15 protein-coding genes and 1 riboswitch are annotated in these 23,931 nt (G+C 70.3%); of the genes, 8 read left to right on the top strand and 7 right to left on the bottom strand.

Going from position 1 to position 23,931, the window contains the following annotated elements:
• Position 1 precedes the first annotated feature (1 nt).
• Together JAO84_RS28320 and JAO84_RS28315 are read left to right on the top strand one after the other, a co-directional pair.
• Complete coding sequence (locus JAO84_RS28320) at positions 2-2,962, top strand: GTPase (RefSeq protein WP_370415350.1); 2,961 nt, start codon at positions 2-4, stop codon at positions 2,960-2,962.
• A complete protein-coding gene (locus tag JAO84_RS28315; protein ID WP_370415349.1) occupies positions 2,847-4,655 on the top strand; it encodes a GTPase domain-containing protein in 1,809 nt (602 codons plus the stop codon). The genes JAO84_RS28320 and JAO84_RS28315 overlap by 116 nt, the downstream gene beginning before the upstream one ends.
• A 58-nt stretch (positions 4,656-4,713) precedes the next feature.
• On the opposite strand, the gene JAO84_RS28310 is transcribed toward JAO84_RS28315, so the two are convergent.
• Together JAO84_RS28310 and JAO84_RS28305 are read right to left on the bottom strand one after the other, a co-directional pair.
• The gene (locus tag JAO84_RS28310) at positions 4,714-4,899 is read right to left on the bottom strand and encodes a DUF397 domain-containing protein (RefSeq protein WP_370415348.1); all 186 of its coding nucleotides are present in this window, start codon (positions 4,897-4,899) and stop codon (positions 4,714-4,716) included.
• Positions 4,896-5,765: a helix-turn-helix domain-containing protein gene (locus JAO84_RS28305; RefSeq protein WP_370415347.1), complete on the bottom strand. Its 870-nt coding sequence runs from the start codon at positions 5,763-5,765 to the stop codon at positions 4,896-4,898. Before JAO84_RS28305 ends, JAO84_RS28310 begins: the two co-directional genes overlap by 4 nt.
• A 226-nt stretch (positions 5,766-5,991) precedes the next feature.
• Between JAO84_RS28305 and JAO84_RS28300 the strand changes: the two genes are divergently transcribed.
• Positions 5,992-6,399: an ATP-binding protein gene (locus JAO84_RS28300; protein WP_370416886.1), complete on the top strand. Its 408-nt coding sequence runs from the start codon at positions 5,992-5,994 to the stop codon at positions 6,397-6,399.
• Between the two features lie 19 nt (positions 6,400-6,418).
• Here the strand turns inward: JAO84_RS28300 and JAO84_RS28295 are convergent, their stop codons facing one another.
• The gene (locus tag JAO84_RS28295; protein WP_370415346.1) at positions 6,419-8,773 is read right to left on the bottom strand and encodes a DUF2786 domain-containing protein; all 2,355 of its coding nucleotides are present in this window, start codon (positions 8,771-8,773) and stop codon (positions 6,419-6,421) included.
• Between the two features lie 192 nt (positions 8,774-8,965).
• On the opposite strand from JAO84_RS28295, the gene JAO84_RS28290 reads away from it, so the two are divergent.
• Both JAO84_RS28290 and JAO84_RS28285 read left to right on the top strand, forming a co-directional pair.
• Positions 8,966-11,383, top strand: a complete 2,418-nt coding sequence (locus JAO84_RS28290; RefSeq protein ID WP_370415345.1) for an AAA family ATPase — start codon at positions 8,966-8,968, stop codon at positions 11,381-11,383.
• Positions 11,380-11,778 (top strand): hypothetical protein, encoded by a 399-nt coding sequence (locus JAO84_RS28285; RefSeq protein WP_370415344.1) that lies wholly within the window; start codon positions 11,380-11,382, stop codon positions 11,776-11,778. Before JAO84_RS28290 ends, JAO84_RS28285 begins: the two co-directional genes overlap by 4 nt.
• Here JAO84_RS28285 and JAO84_RS28280 read toward each other — a convergent pair.
• Entirely contained in the window at positions 11,759-13,435 is a 1,677-nt protein-coding gene (locus tag JAO84_RS28280; protein ID WP_370415343.1) for a DUF262 domain-containing protein, read from the bottom strand. The two genes, JAO84_RS28285 and JAO84_RS28280, sit on opposite strands and share 20 nt — an antisense overlap.
• A gap of 151 nt (positions 13,436-13,586) precedes the next feature.
• Here JAO84_RS28280 and JAO84_RS28275 point away from each other — a divergent pair, with 151 nt between their 5' ends.
• From JAO84_RS28275 to JAO84_RS28265, 3 genes are read left to right on the top strand one after another with little or no spacing between them, the layout of a single operon-like run.
• A complete protein-coding gene (locus JAO84_RS28275) occupies positions 13,587-15,401 on the top strand; it encodes a DUF4357 domain-containing protein (protein ID WP_370415342.1) in 1,815 nt (604 codons plus the stop codon).
• Entirely contained in the window at positions 15,398-16,609 is a 1,212-nt protein-coding gene (locus JAO84_RS28270; protein WP_370415341.1) for an McrC family protein, read from the top strand. Before JAO84_RS28275 ends, JAO84_RS28270 begins: the two co-directional genes overlap by 4 nt.
• A gap of 40 nt (positions 16,610-16,649) precedes the next feature.
• Positions 16,650-18,779, top strand: a complete 2,130-nt coding sequence (locus JAO84_RS28265; protein WP_370415340.1) for a UvrD-helicase domain-containing protein — start codon at positions 16,650-16,652, stop codon at positions 18,777-18,779.
• A 17-nt stretch (positions 18,780-18,796) separates the two neighbouring features.
• On the opposite strand, the gene JAO84_RS28260 is transcribed toward JAO84_RS28265, so the two are convergent.
• The 3 genes from JAO84_RS28260 to JAO84_RS28250 form a co-directional block, all read right to left on the bottom strand.
• Positions 18,797-20,476, bottom strand: a complete 1,680-nt coding sequence (locus JAO84_RS28260; RefSeq protein ID WP_370415339.1) for an N-6 DNA methylase — start codon at positions 20,474-20,476, stop codon at positions 18,797-18,799.
• 92 nt (positions 20,477-20,568) lie between these two features.
• Positions 20,569-21,207 (bottom strand): hypothetical protein, encoded by a 639-nt coding sequence (locus tag JAO84_RS28255; RefSeq protein ID WP_370415338.1) that lies wholly within the window; start codon positions 21,205-21,207, stop codon positions 20,569-20,571.
• 108 nt (positions 21,208-21,315) lie between these two features.
• Positions 21,316-23,310 carry an RICIN domain-containing protein gene (locus JAO84_RS28250; protein WP_370415337.1) on the bottom strand — a complete coding sequence of 665 codons (1,995 nt, stop codon included), beginning with the start codon at positions 23,308-23,310 and terminating at the stop codon, positions 21,316-21,318.
• 440 nt (positions 23,311-23,750) lie between these two features.
• Positions 23,751-23,902, top strand: a riboswitch (cobalamin riboswitch).
• Positions 23,903-23,931: the final 29 nt, after the last annotated feature.

The following is a 23,931-nucleotide window of genomic DNA, read 5'->3' as shown; positions in this document are numbered from 1 at the left end:
GGTGAGTGACACGGCAGTGAACGACAGAACGACGAGCCTCAGAACCGAGATGCTGGCCCTCCTGCTCGAACCCTTGGGTGTCGACGCCATGGCCGGGCAGGCCGCACTCCGGCGGCTCGCCGAGAATGTGGACACGGTGGCCGAGGCGTGCGGGTGTGCCGGTCTGCCTCCGTCCGGGAGCACTCTTCCGTGGGTCTCCGAGGCCGTGGCGGCGTGCGTCGAGGAACACGAACTGGTCCGTGTGGCCATGGCCCGGGGCGGGACTCTGACGCTGGGAGAGGCCAGAGTCCTGCGGGAGTTGACGCGGCTTGAAGGAGTACGGCCTCGCCTTCAGACGCTTGAAGGAGTGCCGGTGGACGCGCTTCGGGCAGACCTCGCGGCAGTGGCGGTCGCGGAACGGCTGCTGCCCGGTGCCCTTGAACCATGCCGTCGCGCGGACCAGGCCTGGCCCGAGGAGATCTGGCAGTCAATCCGCGAGATCGACGTGGACAGCACGCTGGCCGACCTGAGCCGTCCCCGCATCACCCGGCGTGCGGCAGCCGCGCGGGAGCTCGTCCTCCAGCACAGCATCTCGGCAGCGCAGGATCTGCGGAACCGGGACCTGGTGACGCGACTTGAGAGGGTGCGGGACGTCATCGCGGCGGAGAAGGCGTACGAGGCGTTCCTCTCCGTACGACCGGGGTGGTGGCGCTGGCTCGGGCCGGACGCGCGGTCCGGGTTCAGGTCCGACCGGCGTGACGCCCTGATGTGGGCGATCGAGGCCCGCGACACCGGCGCCGTGTCGGGAAGCACTCTGGAGCTGCTCGCGGCGGACGACACGCGGGCCCTGATCGAACACGCGCCGGCGACGGCCTCCGTGACCACGACCGGTTCCCTGTCCGCGCCACCTGCCACGAGTTCGGCCGCACGGCTCGTGACAGGGCTCCTGGCGGTCGCCCCCCGGCACGGCGTCGACCAGCTGCGCGCTCTGGAGTCCTGGTACACGAAGTACGCCGCGTTGTTCGACCGCGTGGCAGCGGCCATGGACGTACGGGGTATCGAACCCGAACTCCGTGAGGCCCTCGATCCTCTGGTCGGCGAACTCGCGCTGCCGTCCGGGGCGGTGGACGCGAGCCGCTCGGACTACCGCGATATCCAGTCCGCGCTTCGGGCCGAAGTCGAGGCCGGCCTGAAGCGAAAGCCGTACTCCGAGCACGCGATGGAGAGCGAGGACCTCGTCGGGGTCATCGGCCGCGTCGGAACGCTCGAACGCGAACTGCGCGCTGCCTTGCGGCCCCTGCCCGCCGTCAGAGGCAGGCTGCTCGTGGCCATCGCCGGAAGGACCAAGTCCGGGAAGACCACGCTCCGCAAAGCCCTGACGCGTGACGCGGACCGATCCGGGATCGGACGAGGGGCGCACCGCACCACGCGGAAGACCTCCGCGTTCGATGTCGGCTCCGTGACCTACCTGGACACGCCCGGCTTCGCCGCGAAGGACGACGACTTCGACGCGCAGCGCGCGCGGGCGGCATGCGACAGCGCCGACGCGGTCATCTGGAACTACGCCGACACGCTTCGCGACGAGGAGTCCGCGGAACTCCGGCGGCTTCTCCTCTCGGGGAAACCCCTGCTGGCTGTCGTCAATGTGAAGGGGCTGGTCAACACACCGGTCCGCCTTCGGCTGTTCGCCGATCATCCGGACAGAGAGTTCAAGTCGGCGCCGGGGCACGCCGTTCGGATCGAACAGGTCGCCACAGCGCTCGGAGTCGCCCCGCCCGTCATCCTCGCGGTCCACTCCGGTGCCGCGCACGAGGGGTTGTCCACGGAGGACCGGGAGCTGGGAGACAGGGCCCTGCGGGCGAGCAGGCTGCCCGAGCTGGAGCAGTCCCTCGCCCGGCTCCTCGCCGAGCGCGCGATACCGCTTCGTGCCGTTCGGCTGGCCGAGGGCGTACGGGCGCCGCTCGCCGCGATCCATGACCGGCTGGGCGAAGAACTCCCGGAGATCGACCGCGCGCTGGGCGACCTCGAACGCTCGGCACCGAGTGAACAGGCCGCGCTGCTCGACGCTTTCCGGATCGCGGGCCACAGCACCCGCGACCGACTCGAAGCCGGACGTCAGCGCGCCAAGGAGCAACTGCCGGATGTTGTCCGGACGTTGGGCGGAACGGATCACGCACAGCGGTGGAGCGACTTCGTCACCGGTCTGGAGTTGGAGGAGCTGGTCTCGACTCTCGAGAGCGAGCTCGAACAGGAGACACGGAACCGGGAGAGGGTGCTGCGCGCGCAGGCGAGCACCCCGGAACGGCAGGACGACGAGCATCCACGGGTACGGCCGCGTCCTGCCGTGAAGGCAGTCAGCATGGGCGCGGCGGCAGCCAAGGGGGCAGCCACGACCCTCCTGGGCTCCCTCACCGCCAAGGGGGTCCCCAAGAAGCTCGCGGTGCCGCCTCCCGCGGTGACGGCGGTCTACGTGGCGGAGACTCTGGCCGGAGCGGCGAAAGCGGTGAGCGGTGAGGTCGACCGCGTACGGCAGGAGAAGGACAGGTGGACCAGCGCCACAAGAGCCGTGGCCGAGGCCGGCCTCGATGAGCTGTACGACTTCGTCGGAGCACGGTTGGCGCGGATCGTCGATGACGCTTCGGCTCAGGTCGACGCCCAGTCCGCAGCGCAGGCCTCGGACATCAGCAGCACCCGGGAGCGGTTCGAGCAGCTCGGTCGGATGCGGTCGGCCGTGCGGTCCGCCCTCGACGCGATCGACCTCGTGCTGATGCGTCGGCTCCTGGCTCTTGCGGGCGGTGACCCGGCGGCCATCCGTCTGGCACGCCGGACGCCGGGGGTCGAGCTCCGCGTCTGGACCGACGCGTCCCATGTCGCGGAAGTGCGGGCGTGCCTGCAGGAACACCTCGTGGATGTCCTCACCGAGCGGATCGAGATCTGCTCGGATTCCATCAGCGGAGAAGGAGATGGGACCGCACATGACTGACGGAGGACCGGACGCTCGCGTACTCGCGCTGAGTGCACGGGCCGAGGAGGTCCTGAACGCTCACCCTCGCACGCGGGGCCTGACAGCGAGCCTGCCCCGTGCGGACACGAGCCCGCTGCGGATCGCACTTCTGGGTCCGTACAGCGCCGGGAAGTCGATGCTCATCGCGGCACTGCGTCGGCTCCCGGCGGCCGAGGTCGAAAGGCTCGTTGACGCGGCACCCAAGACGCAGGAGGCGACGCCGTATCCGTGGAACGGCGTGACGCTGGTCGACCTGCCCGGAACGCTGTCCGGCAACGACGAGCACTCCGCCGCGGCCCGGCATGGCGTGCGCGGCGCGGACGCGCTGATGATCGTGACAACGAGCGAGCTGCCGGGCGAGGCGGAGACCGAGGCGATTCTGCGGGCGCTCGATGCCGACGGGTTCGCTGACCGCAGCGTCGTCGTCGTCAACAAGATGAGCGCCGAGAACAGTGACCGCGAGGTCATCCTCGACGAGATCCGCAAACGGCTCGGCCCCTTCGCCGACCGTGTCCCGGTCATCCCGACCGACGCGCGCGACTACGTCGACGCGGCCAACGACCCCGAACTCACGGATGAGCACCGCGAGTTGCTCGTCGCGGAGAGCGGCATCGACGCCCTCACCGCCGAATTGCGGAGAATCACGGCACCTGGTGTGGAGGGTGTCCGGCCCAAGGCGCAGGTATGCGAACTCATCCGGGTTCTGGAGGACGCCGAACAGAGGTGGGAACTGGACGGCGAGGAACTCGACGCCGCGCAGACCGCGAAGAACGCCGAGGGGTCGATCTCCCGGGCGAAGGAGGGGGTGCTGGACGCCCTGGAGCGGGAGAGCGAGATCGCCGCCTCCAGGATCAGAACGGCGGGAGGCAGAGCCGCCGACGGCGTCTCCGAGAAGAACGGCGTCGTCCCCGTCGACATCGCCACTGCCGTCGCCGGGGAACTGATCGATGCCCGCACCGACTTCGACGTCAAGTTCTCCTCATCGGTGAGGGCGGCGTTCGATGCGCTGGTCGCCGAGCACGGGGATGGCGTGCCCGAGCCCGAGGCCTGGGTGAATGACGTCGACGCCCCCGAGGCGATACTCGCCGCGCCAACGGAGTCACCGTACGAACGGGCCATCAGGGAAGCCGCGGAGAAGGCCGCGAAGGTGGGCGCCAAGAGGCTGCACGAGTGGATCAAGAAGGTCGCCGGCGAGCCGGGCGAAGCGGCAGCCAACGTCGCGAACTGGCTCAACAAGACCCGAGCGGGCCAGAAAGTGCTCGACGCCGGCGGGAAGATCACCAACGGCGTCGGCAAGTTCAAGCCCTGGGGCAAGATCAAGGCGGGGGAGAAGGTCGCCGGCGCGGCCGGAAAGGTGCAGTGGGCGATGGCGGTCATGGGCCCGCTGATGGACGTGAAGAGCATCGCGCAGGACCAGAGCAAGTGGATGGCGATCAACAAGCGTCGCCAGGCGCTCCGGCATCATTTCACCGAGGTGGCGCTCAGCCAGCGGAACGATCTCACCGACGCCGGTGAGCAGCACCTCAGCGAGTGGATCGCGGACGTGGAACAGTCGCTCAGCGGTCTCACGCACCCGGGTGCGGAAATCAGCGCCGCGCGTGAGACAGCGTTGGAGGGAATCAAGAGCCTCCGCGACGAGGCCGAGAAGCTTGTCGGGCCGACCACGGGCTGAGGCGGCGGGCCGGCGTCCCGGCGGTGAGCGCCCACGCGACCGCCGCCGGGACCACTGCTCAGGCCTCCGCCGCGAACCCCACGAACCGCGCCCAGCCCTCGCGTCCGACCGCGAAGTCGGGGCGGGTGACGTCCTTGGAGTCGCGTACGTGGACGGTCTGCTCGGTGACAGCGACCTCGACGCAGCTGTCACCCTGGCTGCCGCTGTAGCTGGACTTGAACCAGGCCAGTTCCGTCGTGCTCATAGTTCTCCTCGGAGTCGCTCCAGCAGACCCCGCGAGTCCTTGGCGTTCAGGGCCTGCGAGCGCAGTGTGTCATAGCGCTGGTGGAGCAGACTCACCTCTTTCGGATCGGAGATCAGACGCCCGTTCTGCTGACCTTCGGAGTAAGCGAGTCGCTGTCCCTTCGGGGTCTCCAGGAGCTGAAGAGGCCCGTCCAGACAGGCATGCAACCCCGCCTCGAACGGCACGATCTGCAGCGTCACGTTCCGAGGCGCACTGAGCGCCAACACATGGTCGTACAGCTCCCGCATCTGCTGCTCGTCCCCGAACCGCCGCCGGAAGACGTGCTCCTCGACGATGAAGCTGAACGGCGTGGTCGGGCGCTCGAACAGCATCCTCTGTCGCTCCATGCGCTTGGCCATGTAGTCCGCCAGCTGGTCGTCCGGCGCCACGGGCACGGTGCCCTCGAACACCGCCCTCGCATACGCCTCCGACTGCAGAAGGCCCGGCACCAGCCGGCACTCGTACGTACACAGGCTCACCGCCACCTTCTCCAGCCGCGCCCACTGCCGGAACCAGGCCGCAAGCCCCGCCTCCCCGCGGCTCAGATGCGGCGCCGCCTTCTTCAACGCCCCTGTGTTCCCCGTCGCCTCCTCCGCCCGGTCCACGAACGACTCGTCCGGCATCCGCCGCCCCAACTCCACCGACTCCACGGTGTGCTTGGAGAACCGGACCAGTTCTCCGAACTGGACCCTGCTGAGCCCCGCGTGCTCGCGCAGGGCCTGGACGACGGCACCGAAGGTCCGCAGACTGTCCGAGGGGTCGGGTTCCCGTTCCGCCTCGCAGACCGCAAGGTCGTCGTTCTCGCTCGCGTCGCCGTGCGCCGTCATCCGCGGCCACCTCCAGGTGCGTACGTGCTTGTGCGTCGTGCAGTCCACGCGATCGACAGCACCCAGAGTGACGGCAAAGCCCCGTACCGTCCACCCAATGTGCCCGTACGCTGACTCACCGTACGGGCCTCTGCCCTGGATCGCGGCCCGCACCACCCGCCACCGTGATCCCATGACGCCGACCTCGCCCCAACCTGCGTAAACAGTACGTACGTTCGCCCAGCTCCTGTCCTCCACCCGCCGTGGCGCACGCCTTGCCCGGCTGCTCGCCACCGGGCAGCTCCGCGCGTGGGAGGTGTCACCCATCGTCACGGAGCGCGCCGAACAGATCGTCGCCGAACTCGCCGCCAACGCGACCCGGCACGGCTGGGTGCCGGGCCGTGACTTCCGTGTCACCCTCGCCCTCGACACCGCGTCCGGTGTCCTCCGTATCGCGGTCATCGACGCCCGGGGCGACCGCGCCCCCGTACCCGTGCCCGTACCCACGCCGGAGGCCCTGCCGGAGGAGGCCGAGTCAGGCCGCGGCCTCCTCCTTGTCGCCGCGCTCGCCGACCGCTGGGGCACCGAGCCCTACCCACCCGGCGGCAAGACCGTCTGGGCGGAACTCGACGACCGTCCCACCACCTCACCGTGATCGGTCGCCCCTGGCGCGATCAGCCGACGAGCTGCTCGGTACGCGTGTCGGGAACGATGGTCTGCCCGCTGATGTCGGCTCGCCGGCCGTCGACGCGCCCCTGCCGGTAGCCGGTCCCCTTGAACTTCGTGGGCCGAGTCTTGCCCAGCTTGGGGTAGCGGTCGTTCAGGCGTGCGTCCACCACGGTCGACCGGTCCGCGAGGACCAGGGCCACACTGCGCGCCGCGCGTCCCGCGCCCTCGGCCGTCTCCTGCTCCTGCTCCGCGGCCGCCCGTGCCGCCTCCTGCGCGGCCTTGACCCGGTCGGTCACCTCACGGATGAACCCGAGCATCCACGAACGCTTGTAGGCCCGCGCGTCCTCCCCCGCCGGCCGGTACAGGCGGTCGGCGCGGTCCGCTCCGTCCAGCATCTGAAGCCGCAGGCTGGCGAACAGAACCTCGCTGGCCTGAATGTCGGACTCGAAGCCGAAGAGGTGGACCCGCAGGCGGTTCGCCTTGCCTCCGGGGTACACCGAGCGGCAGCGCATGACCTCGGCGATCCAGCTGAGCAGCCGCCGCATCTCCTTGGCATAGGGCGGGTGGACCTCGACCACCTTGTCCAATGGACCGGCGGGTGCGTCCAGGTCGTCGAGCATGGCCTGCTCGATGCCGTACTTCGCCATGAGCTCCGTGGCCTTGGCGAGGAAGGCGCGCGCCTCCTCCTCCGTGGCCGCCTGGTCCTCCGCCTTGCGGAGCAGGGCCTTCACCTTGCCGAGCAGTTCAGGCGGAAGGCTGCCACCCGCGGTGCGGCGAACGGAGGAAGGGGCTTCCTGCTCGGGAGAGGGAGCACCGTCGGGACCGGCTCCAGGGTCAGCGCCACCCAGCCCGTCGGTCTCGCCCCATTCGTCCTCGCTCCATTCGTCTTCGCTCACCCGCTCGTCCCGCGCGATGAGGTCGACGAGGTCCTCCGGGTCGGGAGCCAGGTCCGTCAACGCGGCCAGGGCCCAGCGCCGGTAGGCCTTGACATCGTCCTCGCGTATGAGCGCGCGGACCGATCGCAGGGTGCGCACCGCTCCGTCCGAGTGGACCGTCAGGAACTCCAGCCTCGCATGGCCGAGGTGCGCAAGGGCGAGCAGCGCGCACAGGTCGAAGGCGCTGTCCGGGTCGTACGGAACGTCGATACCGGGATCGGGATACCAGTCCGCCGACTCGTCGGCCTCGTCGAACAATCCCTCGAACAGAGAGAGTCCTTGGACCGTCACATCATCGTCGCCGGTCCGGACGCGGACGACGGAGGCCGACGGCCGGCCCGAGTAGGCGAGGGCGGCCGCCTTCTCCTGCGGGGAGGTGACGATGTGGTACCAGACGGGTACGGAGCCCCGTATGCCCTGCCAGGTCGTCTCTCCCCGCTCGCGATGGTCCCGGGCCTGCCACGCCACGTCCGCACTCGGTACGTCGTCCCTCCACGCGTCCTCGTCAGACTGCACCTGCCAGTCGAGGAACACGTCCAGGTAGTCGGCGGCATTGCGGTGCGCGCCCGGCCGACTGCCGTCCAGGAGGGCGCGCTCGCCGGCGAAAAGGGCCTCGACGACGGGTTGAAGGACCAGCGTGGCGTAGCGCTTGGCGGCTTCGGACAGTTCCGCCAGGAAGCCCCGTGTGGCCTCGGTCCCGGTTTCCTGCTGAGCTCTGCGCCACGCTTCGAGCTGGTCGACGCAGGCCTGCTGTTCGGCCAGCCACCTCAGGTGCCCCGCGCTCTGGAGATGTTCCTCGCGCAGCAGGACGGCATCCTCGACGGCGGCGACCGTTCGGGGTGACCTGAGCACCGCGTGGGCCAGGAGTCGCAGCGGTTCGGGTTCTGCTGCGAAGAATTCGGTGGGCGTGAGGAGGGCACGGCCATGCCGTCGCGGTGCCTGCTCGGGCTCGTCGATGTCCCCGTTCCAGGGAATCTCCGCCGACCAGCGCGAGCGCCACTCGGCGAAGTCCCGTGCGGGATCACCGGTGCGCGGCTGATGCCGTCGCCACCACCACAGGGCCATCTCCTCCCATGCCGTGGCGCTCCACGACCAGACGGCCGGCTCACCCCAGGTCGCCAGCCGCGAACGGAGTGCCCGGGCCGCTCCCGCCAGGTCGTGGCGGTGCCCGCCGGGAATCAGGCGCTCGAGCCAACGGGCGGTCTCCGCCACGGGCTGGGTACGCGCCTCGTCCGCGGCCACCCTGGCCACGGTGACCGCCGCGGCCAGGCGAGGTTCTCCCAGATCCGCCGGCAGCAGCTCGTACAGGTCCGGACCGGCGGCCTCCAGCAGGTCGGCAAGGTCCTGGATCCTGCCTTCGATCCACTCCTCACGCGCCTGCCGGAACTCGACCGCCGAGGGTCCGTCCTCGCGGTTGTACGTCATGTGTCCCCCTCCTCACATCCCCACCCGTACAAGAGAGATCATCCTAGCGCCACGTGTACACAGTTTCGAATTGATGAAAACGTGAACTCCGTTGACAACGCTAACAAGATTTCGTCATGCTCAAGATGCCAACAAGGTGCATCATCAGCCCGCGCGGCCCCCTCCGTCACGCCCAGCCAAAGGGAACCGACCATGACCGATCAGCCCTCCGCCTCTCTGCGCGCCCTTCTCCTCACCCGCCTGGACGAATCCGGCCTTGCGCCGAAGGTGCGGGAGCTGCTGCGCGAGCTGCTCCCCGACGAGCGGGCCGGTGGCGGCAGTGGACGCGCCGATCCCGTACAGCTGCGGTCCATCACCGCGGGCGGCTGGCGCGGCATCGGGCCGCGGACCACGCTCGAACTGCCGCCGGGGCCCGGCCTGGTCGTCGTCGCGGGGCCCAACGGCTCGGGCAAGTCGAGCTTCGCCGAGGCCGCCGAGACCGCGATCACGGGACTCAACTCCCGGTGGGACGGGCGGCGGGCCGGCGACTGGCAGAAGGGCTGGCGCAACCTGCACAGCCCCGACGTCACGCCCGAGGTCGCCGTCGAGCTCACCGTCGGCGAGCACGGTGAGGCCGTCACCGTGCGGCGGACCTGGTTCGGGACCAAGGTCACCGAAGCCCGGACCAGGGTCGAGGGGGCCGACGGCTCCGAGCGGAAGCCGGCCGAGGTCATCGACCCGGAGGCGCTCGACCTGGCCCGGCCCTTCCTGCCGTACAGCGAACTCGGCTCGATGATCAACGGCACCCTCGGTGGGCTGCACGACGCCTTCTTCAAGCTCCTCGGGCTCGAACTGCTCGCGGAGTTCGACGGCCGGGTCAAGGACGCGGCGAGCGAGTGCGACCAGGTGATCAAGCGGGCCGACGCACTCACCGCAGAGCTCCTCACCGAGCTGGCCGCGCTCGACGACCCCCGGGCCCGCGAGGCCGTGCAGGCCCTGTCGGGAAGCACGCGCGCCCCCGACCGGGTGCGGGCCCTCCTTGAGGGCCGCGACCCGGCGACCGACTCCGGGCTGGCCCGGCTGCGGCAGTACGCCGGTCTCGACGAACTGGACCTGCGGGAGGTCGGCGCGGTCGTCGAGCGGCTGCGGGACGCCGCCGCGCACGCCGAGGACGCCCGGTACGGCCGGGCCGAGGAGGCCCGTCGCCTGGCCGGCCTCCTTGAGGCGGCGCTGGAGCAGCAGCGGCGCTCGCGGACCACGGACTGCCCGGTCTGCGGCGCGGAGCAGCGGCTCGACCGGGCGTGGGCCGAACGGACCCGCGCCGAGGTGGAGCGGCTCCGGGCGGAGGCCGAGGACGCCGCGGCGGCCCGGCAGAAGGTGGCGGACGCGGTGCGGGCCGCCCATGGCCTCGTCCAGCCGGTTCCGGTGTGGCTGAGAGGAGAGTCGTCCCCGTTCGCGTCGGTGTGGCAGGAGTGGGCGCAGTGCAGGGACGTGGCCCATCCCCGGGAGCTGGCGGACCGCATCGAGCGCGCCGCGACCGCCCTCGACGAGGCCTGCCGGCAGATGCGGGAGGATGCCGCCCGCCGGCTCGCCGAGCACGACGGTGTCTGGCAGCCGACGGCCGTGCGGCTCGCGGAGTGGCTGGGCGCGGAGGAGGCTGCCGAGAGCGCCCGCGAGCGGCGCAAGCACGCGCGCACGGCCCGCACCTGGCTGCGGCCGATCATCGACGAGCTGCGCGACGAGCGGCTGGGGCCCTTCGCCCAGCGCTCCCAGGAGGTGTGGCGGCAGCTGTGCGAGCACAGCAGTGTCACGCTCGGCTCCGTCACGCTCGCCGGTACCCCCGGGCGTGGCAGGGTCGAACTGGACGTCTCCGTGGACGAGATGTCGGCCCCCGCCTACAGCGTGATGAGCCAGGGCGAGCTGCACTCCCTCGCGCTCTCCCTGTTCCTGCCCCGCGCCACCCACGCGGCCAGCCCCTTCGGCTTCCTCGTGATCGACGACCCGGTGCAGTCCATGGACCCCGAGAAGGTGGAAGGCCTGGCCCGGGTCCTGGACGCCTGCGCCCGCGACCGGCAAGTGATCGTGTTCACCCACGACACCCGGCTCCAGCAGGCCATCGCCCACCTCGGCATCGAGGCGACCGTCCTGCGCGTCACCCGTCAGACCAATTCGGTGGTGGGCGTGGAGACCCTCACCGACCCGGTGGACCAGGCCCTCGCGGAAGCGCGGGCCGTCTCCCTCGACCCGGGTCTGCCGCAGGAAGTGGCCGACCATGTCCTCCCCGCGATGTGCCGGGTGGCGGTCGAGGCCGCCTGTCTGGAGACCGCGCGCCGCAGGCTGCGCGACGAGCAGGGGTTGAGCCTGCGGGCCGTGGAGGAGCGGGTCGGCTCCCTGGAGCGCACCAAGACGTACGTGTCCCTTGCCCTGGTGGGTGACGCGCGGCAGCCCGCCCGCGAGGCCCTTGAGCGGATCCACCCCGGCGGCTGGGCGCTGATCGAGGCCTTCAACTCCGGCTCGCACGCGCCCCTTCCGACGGTCGACGACCGCAAGAGTCTGGTGCGTCGCACCACGGCGCTCGCCAAGGCCATCCGGAGCGCCGCGGGAACGCAGGGTTCCGGAGGTGTCCGATGAGCGCGTCCCCCGAGACCCTGGTGACCGCCGCCGGCCACCTCCTGCTCCCCGGGCCCGGGCGCGCGCTCGCCCTGGCCCCGGGCGTGCGCGCCCGCGCCGCGGCCGTACTGCTCCGGATGGCACTCGACCAGGCAATGGACGCCTACTGGACCCGGGTCACCCCCTCCATGACCCGGGTCGGCAAGCACCGGATGCTGTGCCTGGAGTGGTACGCGGGCCAGGACACCGCCCGCCGCTGCCGCACCACCTGGTCGGCGCTCAGCGCGGCGTGCCACTACCGGACCTGCGAACTGCCCCCGGCCCCGACGGAGATCCGCGTCCGCCTGCGGGAGGTGTCCGGGCTTCTGGCGGCGCTGGGCACCGACGGCCCGGCGGTCACAGGGCCCACTCCTTGACCAGGAGGTCGACCAGCGTCTTCTGCTGGGCCTCCAGCACGTCCGGCGTCCAGTCCTCGTACTGGAGCACCTGGCTGGTCAGGGCGAAGGGAACCGCACCGCTGCGGCCGGTGAAGTACTTGGCCTTCTTCGCGGTGAAGTCGTAGTTCTGCGCGGCGGAGTTCTTCGCCCGGTTCAGCAGGACCAGGTTGCCGAGCCGATGGGTCCAGTGCGCGCGCTGGTCCTCGTCGAACAGCTCCGTCCACCGCGAACCGGCCGGCGGGTGCTGCGGCAGCACATGCTCGACGGTGATGAGCGGCAGGTCGTACTTCACACCGTGGGCCTCGGAGAGCACCTCGTCGACACGGAGCAGCACGTACTTGCGGATCTTGCCCACGAGGTACAGCTCGCCTTCGAGCCGGGCGCGGGTCTCGGCCTTCTCGGCCTCCGTGAGTTCGAACGCGGGCGAGTCCAGGCCCTGGCCCTGGTCGAGCTGGCGGAGCAGTTCCGCGTAGCGCATCACGCGCGGGGTGGTGTACACGCGGCGGATGAACATGCTGGCGGACAGGCGTTCCAGCGCGCGCAGGAAGCGGTCGAGCCACGCCGGGTCGTGCTCGTAGTTGCGCAGCGCCCACAGCGCGGCCGGCCGCCAGTCGTTGTTGTCGGTCTGTTGGAGCCGCTTGAACCAGGCGTTGACCTGTTCCGCGCCGGACGAAGCCTCGTAGCGCACGTCGCGAATCTGGGCGTACGCCTCGGCATACGGGACGACGACGTCGTTGACGAAGACATCCGCCCTGTCTGGGAGGTAGCGGCCGAGCACCTGCTCGGGGAACTCCTTGAGCAGTTTCCCCTCGGCCCGCTTCTTCTCGTAGATCATCCGCAGGTGGAGGAAGAGGTCGGCGAAGTCGTCCCTGCCCAGAGTCTCTTCGGCGTCCTCCCACTTGCGAGCGCAGCTCGCCGACTCCCCCGCGTCCTCCAGAGCTCCGATGATCTGCGATTTGAAGATGTCGGTGGGGGAAAGATCCAGACCGCGGGAGTTCATCACGCTGAAGATCCGGTGAGCGCTCTCCAGGTCGGGGGTGGCGACCACAACGAGGAAGGTCCGCTCGCCGAGCATCCTGACCAGGCCGAGGCGGCGCTCCTCGGACCAGCCCTCCAGCTCACTGTGGAGGGCCGCCGTGTTGTCTTTGACGGCCTTCTGCGCGTCCGTCGCCAGCGTGGTCCTGTCCAGGGCGAGCAGCGTGTCGATGGCGCCGCCGGTCTGGACGTACTTGTGGAAGAAGTCCGCGTCGCGCTGACGGTGCTTCAGCCGCGGCTGAGGTTTCCTGCCGAGAATCGGGTCACCGGGCTGGTTGATCAGCTTGTGCAGGGCGTCACGGAGCTCAGCCTGGGCCGTCAGGTCACGCAGGACCGACAGCAGGATGGTGAGGGTGGTCAGACGCTGCTGGCCGTCGATGACGTCTGATCTCGGCTGCCCGCTCTCCTTGACGAGGACCAGCGAGCCGAGGAAGTACGGCTCCTCGGTGCCCCGGTCCAGCGCCTCCGCGAGGTCGGTGAGCAGCTGGACGGCCTGCTCCTCCTCCCAGGCGTACGGGCGCTGATAGTCCGGAATCCGGAAGTCGTAGTCACTGCTGAAGACCTTGTGAAGAGGCATCTCATGTGCTTCGAGCTTCTGCATGCGGCCATCATGGCGGCCTCCACTGACACGCGTGGGCTCCTCGTCTCACTCCGGGCCGGCCGAACGACGGCGTCGCCCCCGGCCACCCGGTCGCTGTCGGTGCCCCGCAGTACGCTGCGGGGCGAGGTCGGTCCATTGAGAGAGGTGATCCGTGGCCCACGAGTACCCGGAGTTCCGGCTGCGCCTGCCCAACAGTGACGGCGTCGAGCGAGCGCGCGGAGTGCTGCTGGACGAGACGGGGACGAACGGGAGCCGGAAGTTCCTCGTGCGGGCGGGGTCGCCGGCCCGTGACCATGTCATGCCGTCGCTCGGCAGGCACTTCAAGGCGCCGAGCAAGCGGCGGGAGGAGCTGAAGGCGCAGGGTGTGCTGGTGGCGTCGACGCGCTGGCCGGGTTGGCTGGAGCTGACCGAGGACGTCGAGTTCGGCTCGCCTTCCTTCGCCGCCGTGGTGCTGGTCGGGGCTCCGCGCAACGGGTGGGAGGAGTGGCGGACGGAGGACGACCGACCCCTGTCGGACTACATGTCCGGGGTGTGGGCCGGGCCTAACCGACCTTGGCTCGTGCGTGGTTCCAATGTCACGGGGCTCGACCTGGTCCAGCGCCTGTGGCTGTCCGAAGGACGCGTCAGCCTGCCCGCCTCCAGGCTGAGGCAGGGCGTCAAGCAGGGTGTCAGCAAGGACGAGCTGCGCACCCTGGTCCAGGAGGGCTACGAGTCGACCGCGACCTACAGCCAGAAGCAGCAGCTCGTCGAGGACCTGCACGCCTTCCTGTCCCGTATGAAGCCGGGCGACAGCGTGTGCACGATCTCCGGCGGTCGGCTGTACGTCGGTGAGGTCACGGGCGAGGCCGAGCAGTCGGAGTCCGAGGACCGGCGGTCCAACCTGCGGCGGCCGGTCGAGTGGCAGCCCGCAGGATTCCCGTACGACGATCTTCCGGAGGAACTGCAGCAGAAGCTGTCCATCCAGCACGACGTCGTCGACCTCACCTCCGTCCAGGCCCACATCGAGGGACTCGGCCTCACCGACCAGGAGCTGGCGGAGGAGGCGGAGGCGATAGAGCGTGACCCGAGCACGGAAGTGCCCGCGCTGGCCGCCCGACGGGAGCTGGAACTGCCCGACCCGACGGACGACCTGGCCGCCGAGCTCCTGGTGCATGACACCGCGTGGCTGCGTGAGGTGCGCGATCTGCTCTGGGACGAACGGCAGTTGGTGCTGTACGGCCCGCCGGGAACAGGCAAGACCTATCTGGCGCTGAAGCTGGCCGAGTTCCTCGGCGGCGGCCCGGAGCGGGTCAAGCTCGTCCAGTTCCACCCCTCCTACGCGTACGAGGACTTCTTCGAGGGCTTCCGGCCCCAGGAGGATCCCCAGACCCGCGAGGTCGCCTTCCGGCTCACCGCCGGCCCGCTGCGCGAGCTCGCCGATCTGGCCTCCCGCGAGGGCAACCGTCACGTCCCGCACTTTCTGATCATCGACGAGATCAACCGCGCCAACCTGGCGAAGGTCTTCGGCGAGCTGTACTTCCTCCTGGAGTACCGGAACAAGTCCGTCCGACTCACCTACTCCGGTGACGACTTCGCCCTGCCGCCCAATTTGTTCGTGATCGGCACCATGAACACCGCCGACCGCTCGATCGCCCTCGTCGACGCCGCCATGCGGCGGCGCTTCGCGTTCGTCGAGCTCTCCCCCGGCACCGAGCCGACGAGCGGACTGCTGCGCCGCTGGCTGGCGCAGGCGGGCCGCGACAGCGAGCCGGCCGAACTGCTCGATGCGCTCAACTCCCGTATCGATGACGCCGACTTCCGCATCGGGCCCTCGTATCTGATGAAGAAGGGCGTCTACCGCGAGGGCGGTCTTGAGCGGACCTGGCGGACCAAGATCCTCCCGCTCCTTGAGGAACACCACTACGGCGAGGGCGTGGACGTCGAGAAGCGGTACGGCCTTGCGGCGCTACGGGAGTCGCTCGGGTGACCCGGGTCATCGAACTCGTCGAACACGCCCCCGCGGTCTCCGTCCCCCTGCCGGACGTCATCGGGCGCACCCTGGCAGCAGGGGGCATGGTGGAAGCGACCCCGGATCCGTACGTCTCCGGGCGCTGGTCGCTGCGAGCCGGCAGCAAGGTCGGCGCGATGACCTTCACGGCACCGGACACCGGCACCCCGGTCACCGTGCGCGTCACGTCCAAGGTTCCCGTCGCCCGGCTGTTCTTCCTCCTCGGATATGCCCAGAACCCGGAGGGCATCTGGCGGGACGGGGACGTGGGTCTCGCCGAACAGAGCGATCTGTTGCCCGCCCTCGCTCATGCTGTGGAACGGCAGATCGAGCGTGCTCTGCGGCAGGGGCTGCTTCAGGGATACCGAGCGGCGGAGGAATCCGCCCTCGTCGTGCGCGGGCGCATCCGGGAGTCCGAACAGATACGCAGGAGGTTCGGCGCCACACTGCCCATCGAGGTCGCCTTCGACGATTTCACCACCGACATCGCGGAGAACCGCATCCTGCGCGCGGCCGTGGAACGCCTGCTCCGGCTGCCCGGTGTGCCGGGCGGCGTCCGGCGCAGGCTCCTCCACCAGCGTGCCCGACTTGCCGACGCGGACGCACTGGTGCGGGGGCAGCCGCTGCCGGCGTGGCGGCCCACCCGCCTCAACGCCCGGTACCACCAAGCCCTTCATCTTGCCAGGGCCGTCCTGGACGGCACCTCGGTCGAACATGCCGTGGGCGGACTGCGCGTGGACGGGTTCCTGTTCGACATGAACAAGCTCTTCGAAGACTTCGTGACCGTCGCACTGCGGGAGGCCTGCCGCGCCCGCGGTCATGTGGCCCGGCTCCAGGATCCGCATCACCTCGACGAGGCCGCCGCGATCCGGATGAAGCCCGACCTCGTGCTGTACGAGCCGGGTGGAGCGGTCCGTGCCGTGGTGGACGCCAAGTACAAGGCCGAGAAGCGGGACGGGTTTCCCGACGCCGACCTGTATCAGATGCTCGCGTACTGCACCGCTCTGGGCCTGCCGGAAGGGCATCTCGTGTACGCCAAGGGCAACGCGGCGCACGCGGCCCACACCGTGCGGCACGCCGGCATCGTCATCCACCAGCACGCCCTCGACCTCGACCAGGATCCCCCGGGGCTGCTCGCGGATCTCCAGGAGGTGGCCGACCTGCTGGTCGGCACGCCGCGCGTATGATCGACTGCGGAGTGTCCGTCCAGGGTGGGGAGTTCACCTCGTGCCGCAGCTCGCGTTCGCCAACAGCTTCTGGGAGAGCTACGACGTCCTGGAGAAGCCCGTGCGGGCCGGCGTACGCAAGGCCATGCAGAAGTTCCAGCAGCTCACCGTCCCCGAGCTGCACGCGGACAAGGGACTGCACTTGGAGTCCGTGGAGAACGCGCGCGACCCGCGTATGCGGACCATCCGTATCAACGACTTCTGGCGCGGTGTGGTCCTCGCTCCGGACGACGGCAGCGACGTCTTCCTGCTCGTCAACGTCGTCCCGCACGACGATGCCTACTCCTGGGCCGCGAAGCGCCTGTACACGACGAACTCCGCCACACGGGCGCTGGAAGTCCGCAACGTGGTCGCGCTGGAAGAACTGACCCCCGCCCTGGAGAAGGCCGCGGCGGCAGCGGACTCCCTGCTCTTCGCCAGGTACTCCGACACCGTGCTGCGCGAGCTCGGCATCGACGAGCAAGTGCTCAGGGCCGTACGGACCATCGTGGACAAAGCGCAGCTGCGGGCCTTCGAGACCTTGCTGCCGGAGGACCAGTGCGAGGTGCTCCAGTATCTGGCCGAGGGATTCAGCCCGGAGGAGGTGTACCGGGACGTCGTCACGGTGCGTCAGCCCGTCGACGCCGGTCCGGACCCCGACGCGAGCCTCGCCATCGCCATCGCCAACACGGCGAGCCGCATCACGCTGGTCACCGGCCCGGAGGAACTCGCCGACATCCTGGAGAAGCCCTTCGCGGCGTGGCGGGTGTTCCTGCACCCCTCGCAGCGCCGTGTGGCCTACCGAGTGTCGTACAGCGGTCCGGTCCAGGTCACCGGCGGTCCGGGGACCGGCAAGACGGTGGCGGCACTGCACCGGGTGAAGCACCTGCTCACCCGCTCGCCCGATTCCCGCGTGCTGCTCACCACCTTCACGGGTGCCCTGGCGGCGTCCCTGCGGGAGAACCTGTCCGTCCTCCTGGACGGCGACGCCTCTCTGCTCGCCCGCGTCGATGTGACCACGGTCAACGCCTATGCGCACGGCATCGTGAGCCGCCTCGACGGCAGGGTGCCCTCCCTGCTCGGGGACCGGGAGGAGCGACAGGTGTGGCAGCGCGTGGTCAAGAGGCTCGGCCTGCCGTGGACCGAGCAGTTCCTGGCGCAGGAATACCGGCACGTGATCCTCGCCCAGAACCTGCGCGGTTGGGACGCCTACCGGGTGGCCTCACGCCGTGGGCGCGGCACCGCGCTGTCGTCCGCACGGAGGGAACAACTGTGGCCCGCCGTCGAGTTGTTCGAGTCGATGCTGCGTGACCAGAAGGCCACCACGCACCTCGGAATCTGCGCGCGTGCCGCCGAACTGCTCGCCGCCTCCTCCCCCACGCACGATCACGTGGTCGTGGACGAGGCTCAGGACCTGCACCCGGCGCAGTGGCGGGTACTGCGCGGCGCCGTGGCACCGGGCAGCGACGACCTGTTCCTCACCGGCGACCCTCACCAGCGGATCTACGACTCGAAGGTGTCGCTCGGCTCCCTGGGGATCTCGGTGACCGGCCGCGCGCACCGTCTGCGTGTCAACTACCGCAGCACCGAGGAGATCCTGTCCTGGTCGACAGGGGTCATGAGCGAGGTCGCCGTCGAGGACCTGGCAGGCGAGGGCAGCGACTCCCTGGCGGGCTATCGCTCGCTCCTGCACGGACGCAGACCGCACGTCGAGGGGCACGGGTCGGAACATGCCGAGGTCGCCGCGCTGGTCGAACGTGTGAGGGGCTGGATCGCCCAGGGCATCCGTCCCTCGGAGATCGGTGTATGCGCCCGTTTCAACGTGCTGCTGGACAAGGCGTACGACAAGCTGTCCGCGGCCGGCATCCCGGTCGCCCGGGTCAAGGACAACCCCGGGCCACAGGTGGAGGGCGTCCGCCTGGCCACCATGCACAGCATGAAGGGACTGGAGTTCCGGTGTGTCGCCGTCCTGGGTGTGACGGCGGGCGCGCTGCCCTTCGCTCGTGAGGTCACGCCGGCCGCGGTGGATGTCCTGCAGCACGAGTCGGATCTGCTGCGGGAGCGCTGCCTGCTGTTCGTCGCGTGCACCCGGGCGCGAGAGGCGCTGGCAGTGTCATGGGCTGGGGAGCCCACCCCCTTCGTCCCGCGGTGAGGTGTGGACCGACCGAATCAGTCGTGCGGGTGCGCGTCCTCGGGCCGGGGGGTGAGGGCGCCGCTGCCCAGTCCGTCACGCGCCAGCGCGGCAGCTTCCCTGCTCAGTTCGGACACCCTCCGCGCCCGCTCCTCGAACTCCTGCAACGCCCGGAACGCGGCGCCGTAGCGGCGCTGCTCGGCGATGTCCATCTGAGGGATGCGGGCGCCTTTCGTGTCGAACCGGAAGGTGCCGCTGGAGCTGGTGGAGCGGCGCGTGTTCGCGGTGCCGCGCAGGAAGCCCCGGAGGAAGTCCGTGTCGAGTTGATCGCTGGCGGAGACCGGCTCGGCATCGCCGAATTCCACGAGTCCGGCGCGCGCGAGGTCGGCGACACTGACGGACGGGCCGTCCAGGGCGCCGACACCCTCTCCCCCGGTCAAGAGGGGCAGCAGCTCAGCCAGTCGGCTGACCTGTTGCGTCAGCTCCCGCCGCAGGTCGTCGTATGCGGCGGCGTAGTCCTGATGGGACTCTCTGACATGGCGGCCCGGGGTGAGGTCCACGGCATCGTCGAGCAGTTCGATCAGAGGTACGTCCACCGCCTGCTCGGGCCTCGGATCCAGTGAGCCGTCCGGCTCGTTCTGGGTCAGGTCCACCATGCGGACGCCGGGCGCTTCGTCACCGGGCGACTGCGGCCGGCGCAGTTCCCACAGATGCACGGGTAGCGCGTGCGACGCCGCACTGCCCGGCGGCAGGGCGACGACCTGAGTGAGCACGCCGCGCCTTACGAGCTCGGCCCGGATACGGCGGCCCGCCTTGCGATAGGCGACCGACGCCGAGATGACCATGAGAACGCGGCCGCCCGGTGCGGTGTGCGCGTAAGCGTGCTGCAACCACGCGAGTTCACCTTCCGCGCGGGACGGCGTGCCAAATTCCCAGCGGGAGTCGAGAAGCAGTTCTTCGCGTCCCCAGTCGCTGTCTGCGACCGGCGGATCGCAGACCACCAGGTCCGCCTTGAGATCCGGCCACTGATCGTCACGGAGGGAGTCTCCCTCGGCGATGTCGACTCGGGTGAGTCCGGCGAGGGCGGCCCGCGACTGAGCGAAGCGAGCGCTACGCGCGTCGGACTCCTGTCCGCAGCGGCGTGGTCCCTGTGCGGGCCCGACGGCCATCAGCAAGGTACCGATGCCGCACGCCGGATCGAAGACGGTCGCATCGGCCGTGACATCCGCAGCGAAGTGCCGCACGGCACGGACAACGCGCGGCGGGGTCACCAGATCCGATCCCGCGCGACGGACGGAATCGGTGAAGCGATCGGCAAGAGCCGTGACCGTCTCGCCTTCTCCCCCTCCTTCCGCCGCAGCGCGGAGCAGCCTGACGGCCTCTGGCGGCAAGGCGCCTCCCGCGTCCGACGTGGGAGCCGCCAGCAGTCGAGCCGCGTCGGCGAGCGCGGCAAGCATGTCGTCGCCATAGGCTCCACGCAGTGCCTGCCACAGCTGGACCTCCTCTGAGAGGTCCTGCCCTTTACGCTGTTTGCCCAGCCATGCCTGTACATCAGCCAGGGAGAAGAGCGGGCTGCCTGCTCCGCCTCCGACGGGCGCCGGGAAGTCGTCGTACCGCCGTCTCCAGTTGGAGACCGCGGCACGAGTGACGCCCGCGAGTCGGGCGATCTCTGAGCCGGTGACCAGCGATCCGACCTGGGGTGCGGGCGTGTCTGACATACCCCCACCGTACACAGATGCCCCCACCCTCTCCAAGGGGCATATCGTTGACGCCGTCAACAAACCCTAGCTTTCGGTGGACACCCCCGTCCTCAGCGCCTGCGGACGCGGGCGCGGCGGATCAGCATGCCGGCCGCGGCGCCGGCGAGCACGATCGCGGCCAGGCCGGCCAGGGTCCAGCCGACCGCGTGGGCGGCTCCGTGGCCCGCCGGGCTCGGGGAGGGCGAGGCGGAGGACGGAGCCGGGGCGGGCGGCGCCGGGGCGGACGGGGTCGTGGAGGGCGGCGCGGGCGTGGTGGGGGTCGGGGTCGGACGGGGGGCGGGGGGCGAGGGGTCGATCACCGGGACCGAGATCTGCGCCTCCGCGTGGCCGAGGGACGGGAAGCCCACGTCGACGGTGACCTTCCAGGTGCCGGGGGCGAGGACTTCGGCGGTGCTCCAGCCGGTGCGCGTGCCGGGGTCGCGGACCAGCGGCCACGGGCCCAGGGAGCGGGATCCGTCGGGGCTGGTGGCGTTCACCGTGGCGGCGACGGTCTCGTCGACGGCGTCGCCGTCGTTCTCCCAGGTGATCTCGGTCGTGACATGACCGTCTCGCTGGCCGGTCACCACCACCTTGACGGTGTCGCCGTGGGCCCGGGCGGTGGTCGGTACGGCGAGGGCCAGGACCAGGGCGAGGATTCCGGTCAGGAGGCCGAGGCCCGGGCCGGGCCGGAAGGCGTGGGGTGTACGCATCGTTGCGGTGCTCCTGGTGCGTGGGTACATCGTGAGATGCGGGGCGAGGGCGCCGGTGGACGGCCATGGGGGGCCCGTCCACCGGCGCCGCGGGTGGAACGGCCTGGGTCAGGAGACCTTCTGGGCCGTCCACGCCTGGGTCGCACCGCCGTTGGTGCGCTGCAGGTCGAGCAGCCAGCTGCCGTAGTACGGGCGGTTGCTCACCGTCAGGGCGTAGCCGCCGCTGGGGTCGGTCACGGTGAGCGCGCCGTCGCGGCCGGCGGACAGCTTCCACTTCTGCGTGACGCCGCTGCCGCACGCCTGCTGGGCGATCCACATGCCCGCGGCCGGGGCTCCGCCCGACTGCAGGCACTTGCCGGAGACGGCGGAGCGGATCCGGACGAGTCCGCCGCCGGCGTCGTCGAACAGCCACTGCTGCTGGGCGTAGCCGTTGGCCCGCGCTCCGACGAGCACCGTGCCGTCGGCGGAGCGTCCGCCCCAGACCTCGGCGGCCATGCCGGTGCCCTCGTTGCCGAGGGTGTAGCGGGTGCCGGGGGTGGTCGTGCCGCCGCCCGCGCCGGCCGTACGGAAGGAGGTGGTCCGTCCGGCCCCGCTGTCCCGGTCGTTGCGGTCGCGGACCGAGACGGCGACCTGGTACTCGGTGCCGGGCCTGAGGTTGTAGATGCGCAGCGACTGCGCCTGCGACTGGACCCAGGTCAGGTGCCTGCCGTTGAGCAGGACCTGGTACCAGGCGGCGCCGTCGACCCGGGGCCAGCTCACGACGGCGGCCGTGGACTGGATCTGACTGACCGTCGCCGTCGGCCCGCCGGTGGGCGGCCTGGTCGGGGTGGGGGTCGGGGTGGGCGTCGGGGTGCGGGTGGGCGTCGGGGTGGGGTTCGGGTCGGGGGTGGTGCCGCCGCCGTCGGAGCGCATCAGGAACTGGTTGTCGGCGATGTTCCAGTGCGTGGCCAGATAGCTGCCGGCCTTGGGGTTGGTGTGGAAGTAGTCGTCGTGGTTGCAGTCCAGGATGTTCTCGGCGGCCTGGTTGGTGCACACGTACCGCATCTGCGGGTAGTACGGGGTGTCCGAGTAGCACATGACGTCGTACTCGTCCGTGCAGTGGGCGCCGCGGCTGGTGTTGGGCGCGCTGTTGTTGACGGCCCCGAGGTTGTGCCCGAGTTCGTGCGCCGCGGTGTGACCGCCCCAGCAGCCGGAGTCGGTGCGCCCGTAGGAGGGGCCGAAGTTGCTCTGGTTGTTCTGGCTCGGGCGTTCGTCACCGGCGAAGGTGCCGATGCCGCAGTAGACGTTGGTGTCCGCGAAGATCATGTACTTGCGGTCGCGCCGGTTCAGGCCCTTGGCGGCGAGCGCGTTGTTCGTCGCGCTGAACTCCGAGAGCGCGGACGCCGGAAGCTCGACGTCGAGCACGGTCGGCGTGCAGTCGGCCGCGGTCACATAGCGGATGTGCCGTACGCCGCCGGTCTCCCGGGCGCTCGTGGAGTAGATGAGGTCGGCGTCGGCCGCCCACTTGCGGAACGAGGCGAGGTACTCGCCGTACCGGTCCCGGCCGGAGCCGTGCACGTACACGACCTGCACGCGGTTGCCGGTGCTGCCGTCGCCGTCGCACTGGACGGTCTGGCCGGCGGGCCCGGCGGCGACGGTCTGGCCGCCGGAGGGGGCGGCGGCCGGCTTCGTGGCCGCGGCGGCACCGGACGTGGCCCGGTCGGCGTCGGCGGCGGGCGCGTCCTGCGGGCGCGCGGCGGCCGCGGGCGTCTTGGTGGTGACGGCGGGCGGCACGTTCGCCTTGATGTCCACGCCCTTGGGCGGGGCGTCGGGCCCGTGGGTGCACAGTCCGGCGTCGGTGCGGTAGACGCCGGTGCAACGGTCGCCCTTGGCGGCCGCCTTGAGCCCGTCGTAGATCATGCCGCGCCGGGTGTCGTTGGCGGGCTTGCCGACGATGGGCTCCGGCTCCTCGTCCCTGGCCGGCACGGCGGCGGGCGCGAGGGGGGCCGCCGCGGGTATCCGCGCCTGTGCGGGCACCCCGGCGCCGGTGTCGCCCCCGATACCGGCGTAGGCGACCCCGCCCGCGATCACCGCCGCCGACGCCACGGCGACGGTGGCGAGCATCAGCCCCCTGCTCTTGCGTCTGTGTTCACGCTTCCTGCGATGTCTAGTCATGCGCACCTCAAATCCTTGGTCGGAGGAGTGGGTGCGCGGAAGCCTGCCAGACGGGTGCGGTGGAGAATTCGGGCAAAGGGGAATGGGCGCCAAGATATCTGACCGTTACCTCGGCGCTCGATCTGATGAACAATCAACTTACTTGAAAACAAGGCGAGTTGAGGACTCGCAGGCGAAAGGTCCAGGCCTTTTCGGGAATCTCGTTACCGAATCGAGATAGACCGGTCACGCTTATTGACGGTAATTCAGTCTGGGATTCACCTAATTACTACCTCGCGAATTCCCCTCGTCACCCAACGCGTACGCCCGACCGGCCACCGGACGCGGCCGCGCTGCCGTAAGGTGGCGCGTGCAGCTGGTTCGCCCCGTCCGCCAGGCGGGAGGCGTCGTAAGAGGGAACCCGGTGGGAATCCGGGACTGCCCCGCAGCGGTGAGCGGGAACGACCGCCGTCACACAGCACTGGGCCCGACGCAAGGGCCTGGGAAGCGACGGCCAGTAGGAGTCTCGTACGACGAGACGTGCCCGCGAGTCCGAAGACCTGCCCGTTGCCCGCACGCGGACGATTCCGC

Source organism: Streptomyces fradiae (assembly GCF_041270065.1).
Taxonomy (GTDB): domain Bacteria; phylum Actinomycetota; class Actinomycetes; order Streptomycetales; family Streptomycetaceae; genus Streptomyces.
Note: the sequence above shows the minus strand (reverse complement) of the source record. Positions and strands in the feature narration are given on the sequence as shown.

What these genes read in the sequence shown, in the direction of transcription:
- JAO84_RS28315 (WP_370415349.1), top strand. Translation starts at nt 2,847, where the DNA reads ATGTCGCGGAAGTGCGGGCGTGCCTGCAGGAACACCTCGTGGATGTCC.
- JAO84_RS28310 (WP_370415348.1), bottom strand. Translation starts at nt 4,899, where the DNA reads ATGAGCACGACGGAACTGGCCTGGTTCAAGTCCAGCTACAGCGGCAGC.
- JAO84_RS28305 (WP_370415347.1), bottom strand. Translation starts at nt 5,765, where the DNA reads ATGACGGCGCACGGCGACGCGAGCGAGAACGACGACCTTGCGGTCTGC.
- JAO84_RS28295 (WP_370415346.1), bottom strand. Translation starts at nt 8,773, where the DNA reads ATGACGTACAACCGCGAGGACGGACCCTCGGCGGTCGAGTTCCGGCAG.
- JAO84_RS28290 (WP_370415345.1), top strand. Translation starts at nt 8,966, where the DNA reads ATGACCGATCAGCCCTCCGCCTCTCTGCGCGCCCTTCTCCTCACCCGC.
- JAO84_RS28285 (WP_370415344.1), top strand. Translation starts at nt 11,380, where the DNA reads ATGAGCGCGTCCCCCGAGACCCTGGTGACCGCCGCCGGCCACCTCCTG.
- JAO84_RS28280 (WP_370415343.1), bottom strand. Translation starts at nt 13,435, where the DNA reads ATGCAGAAGCTCGAAGCACATGAGATGCCTCTTCACAAGGTCTTCAGC.
- JAO84_RS28260 (WP_370415339.1), bottom strand. Translation starts at nt 20,476, where the DNA reads ATGTCAGACACGCCCGCACCCCAGGTCGGATCGCTGGTCACCGGCTCA.
- JAO84_RS28255 (WP_370415338.1), bottom strand. Translation starts at nt 21,207, where the DNA reads ATGCGTACACCCCACGCCTTCCGGCCCGGCCCGGGCCTCGGCCTCCTG.
- JAO84_RS28250 (WP_370415337.1), bottom strand. Translation starts at nt 23,310, where the DNA reads ATGCTCGCCACCGTCGCCGTGGCGTCGGCGGCGGTGATCGCGGGCGGG.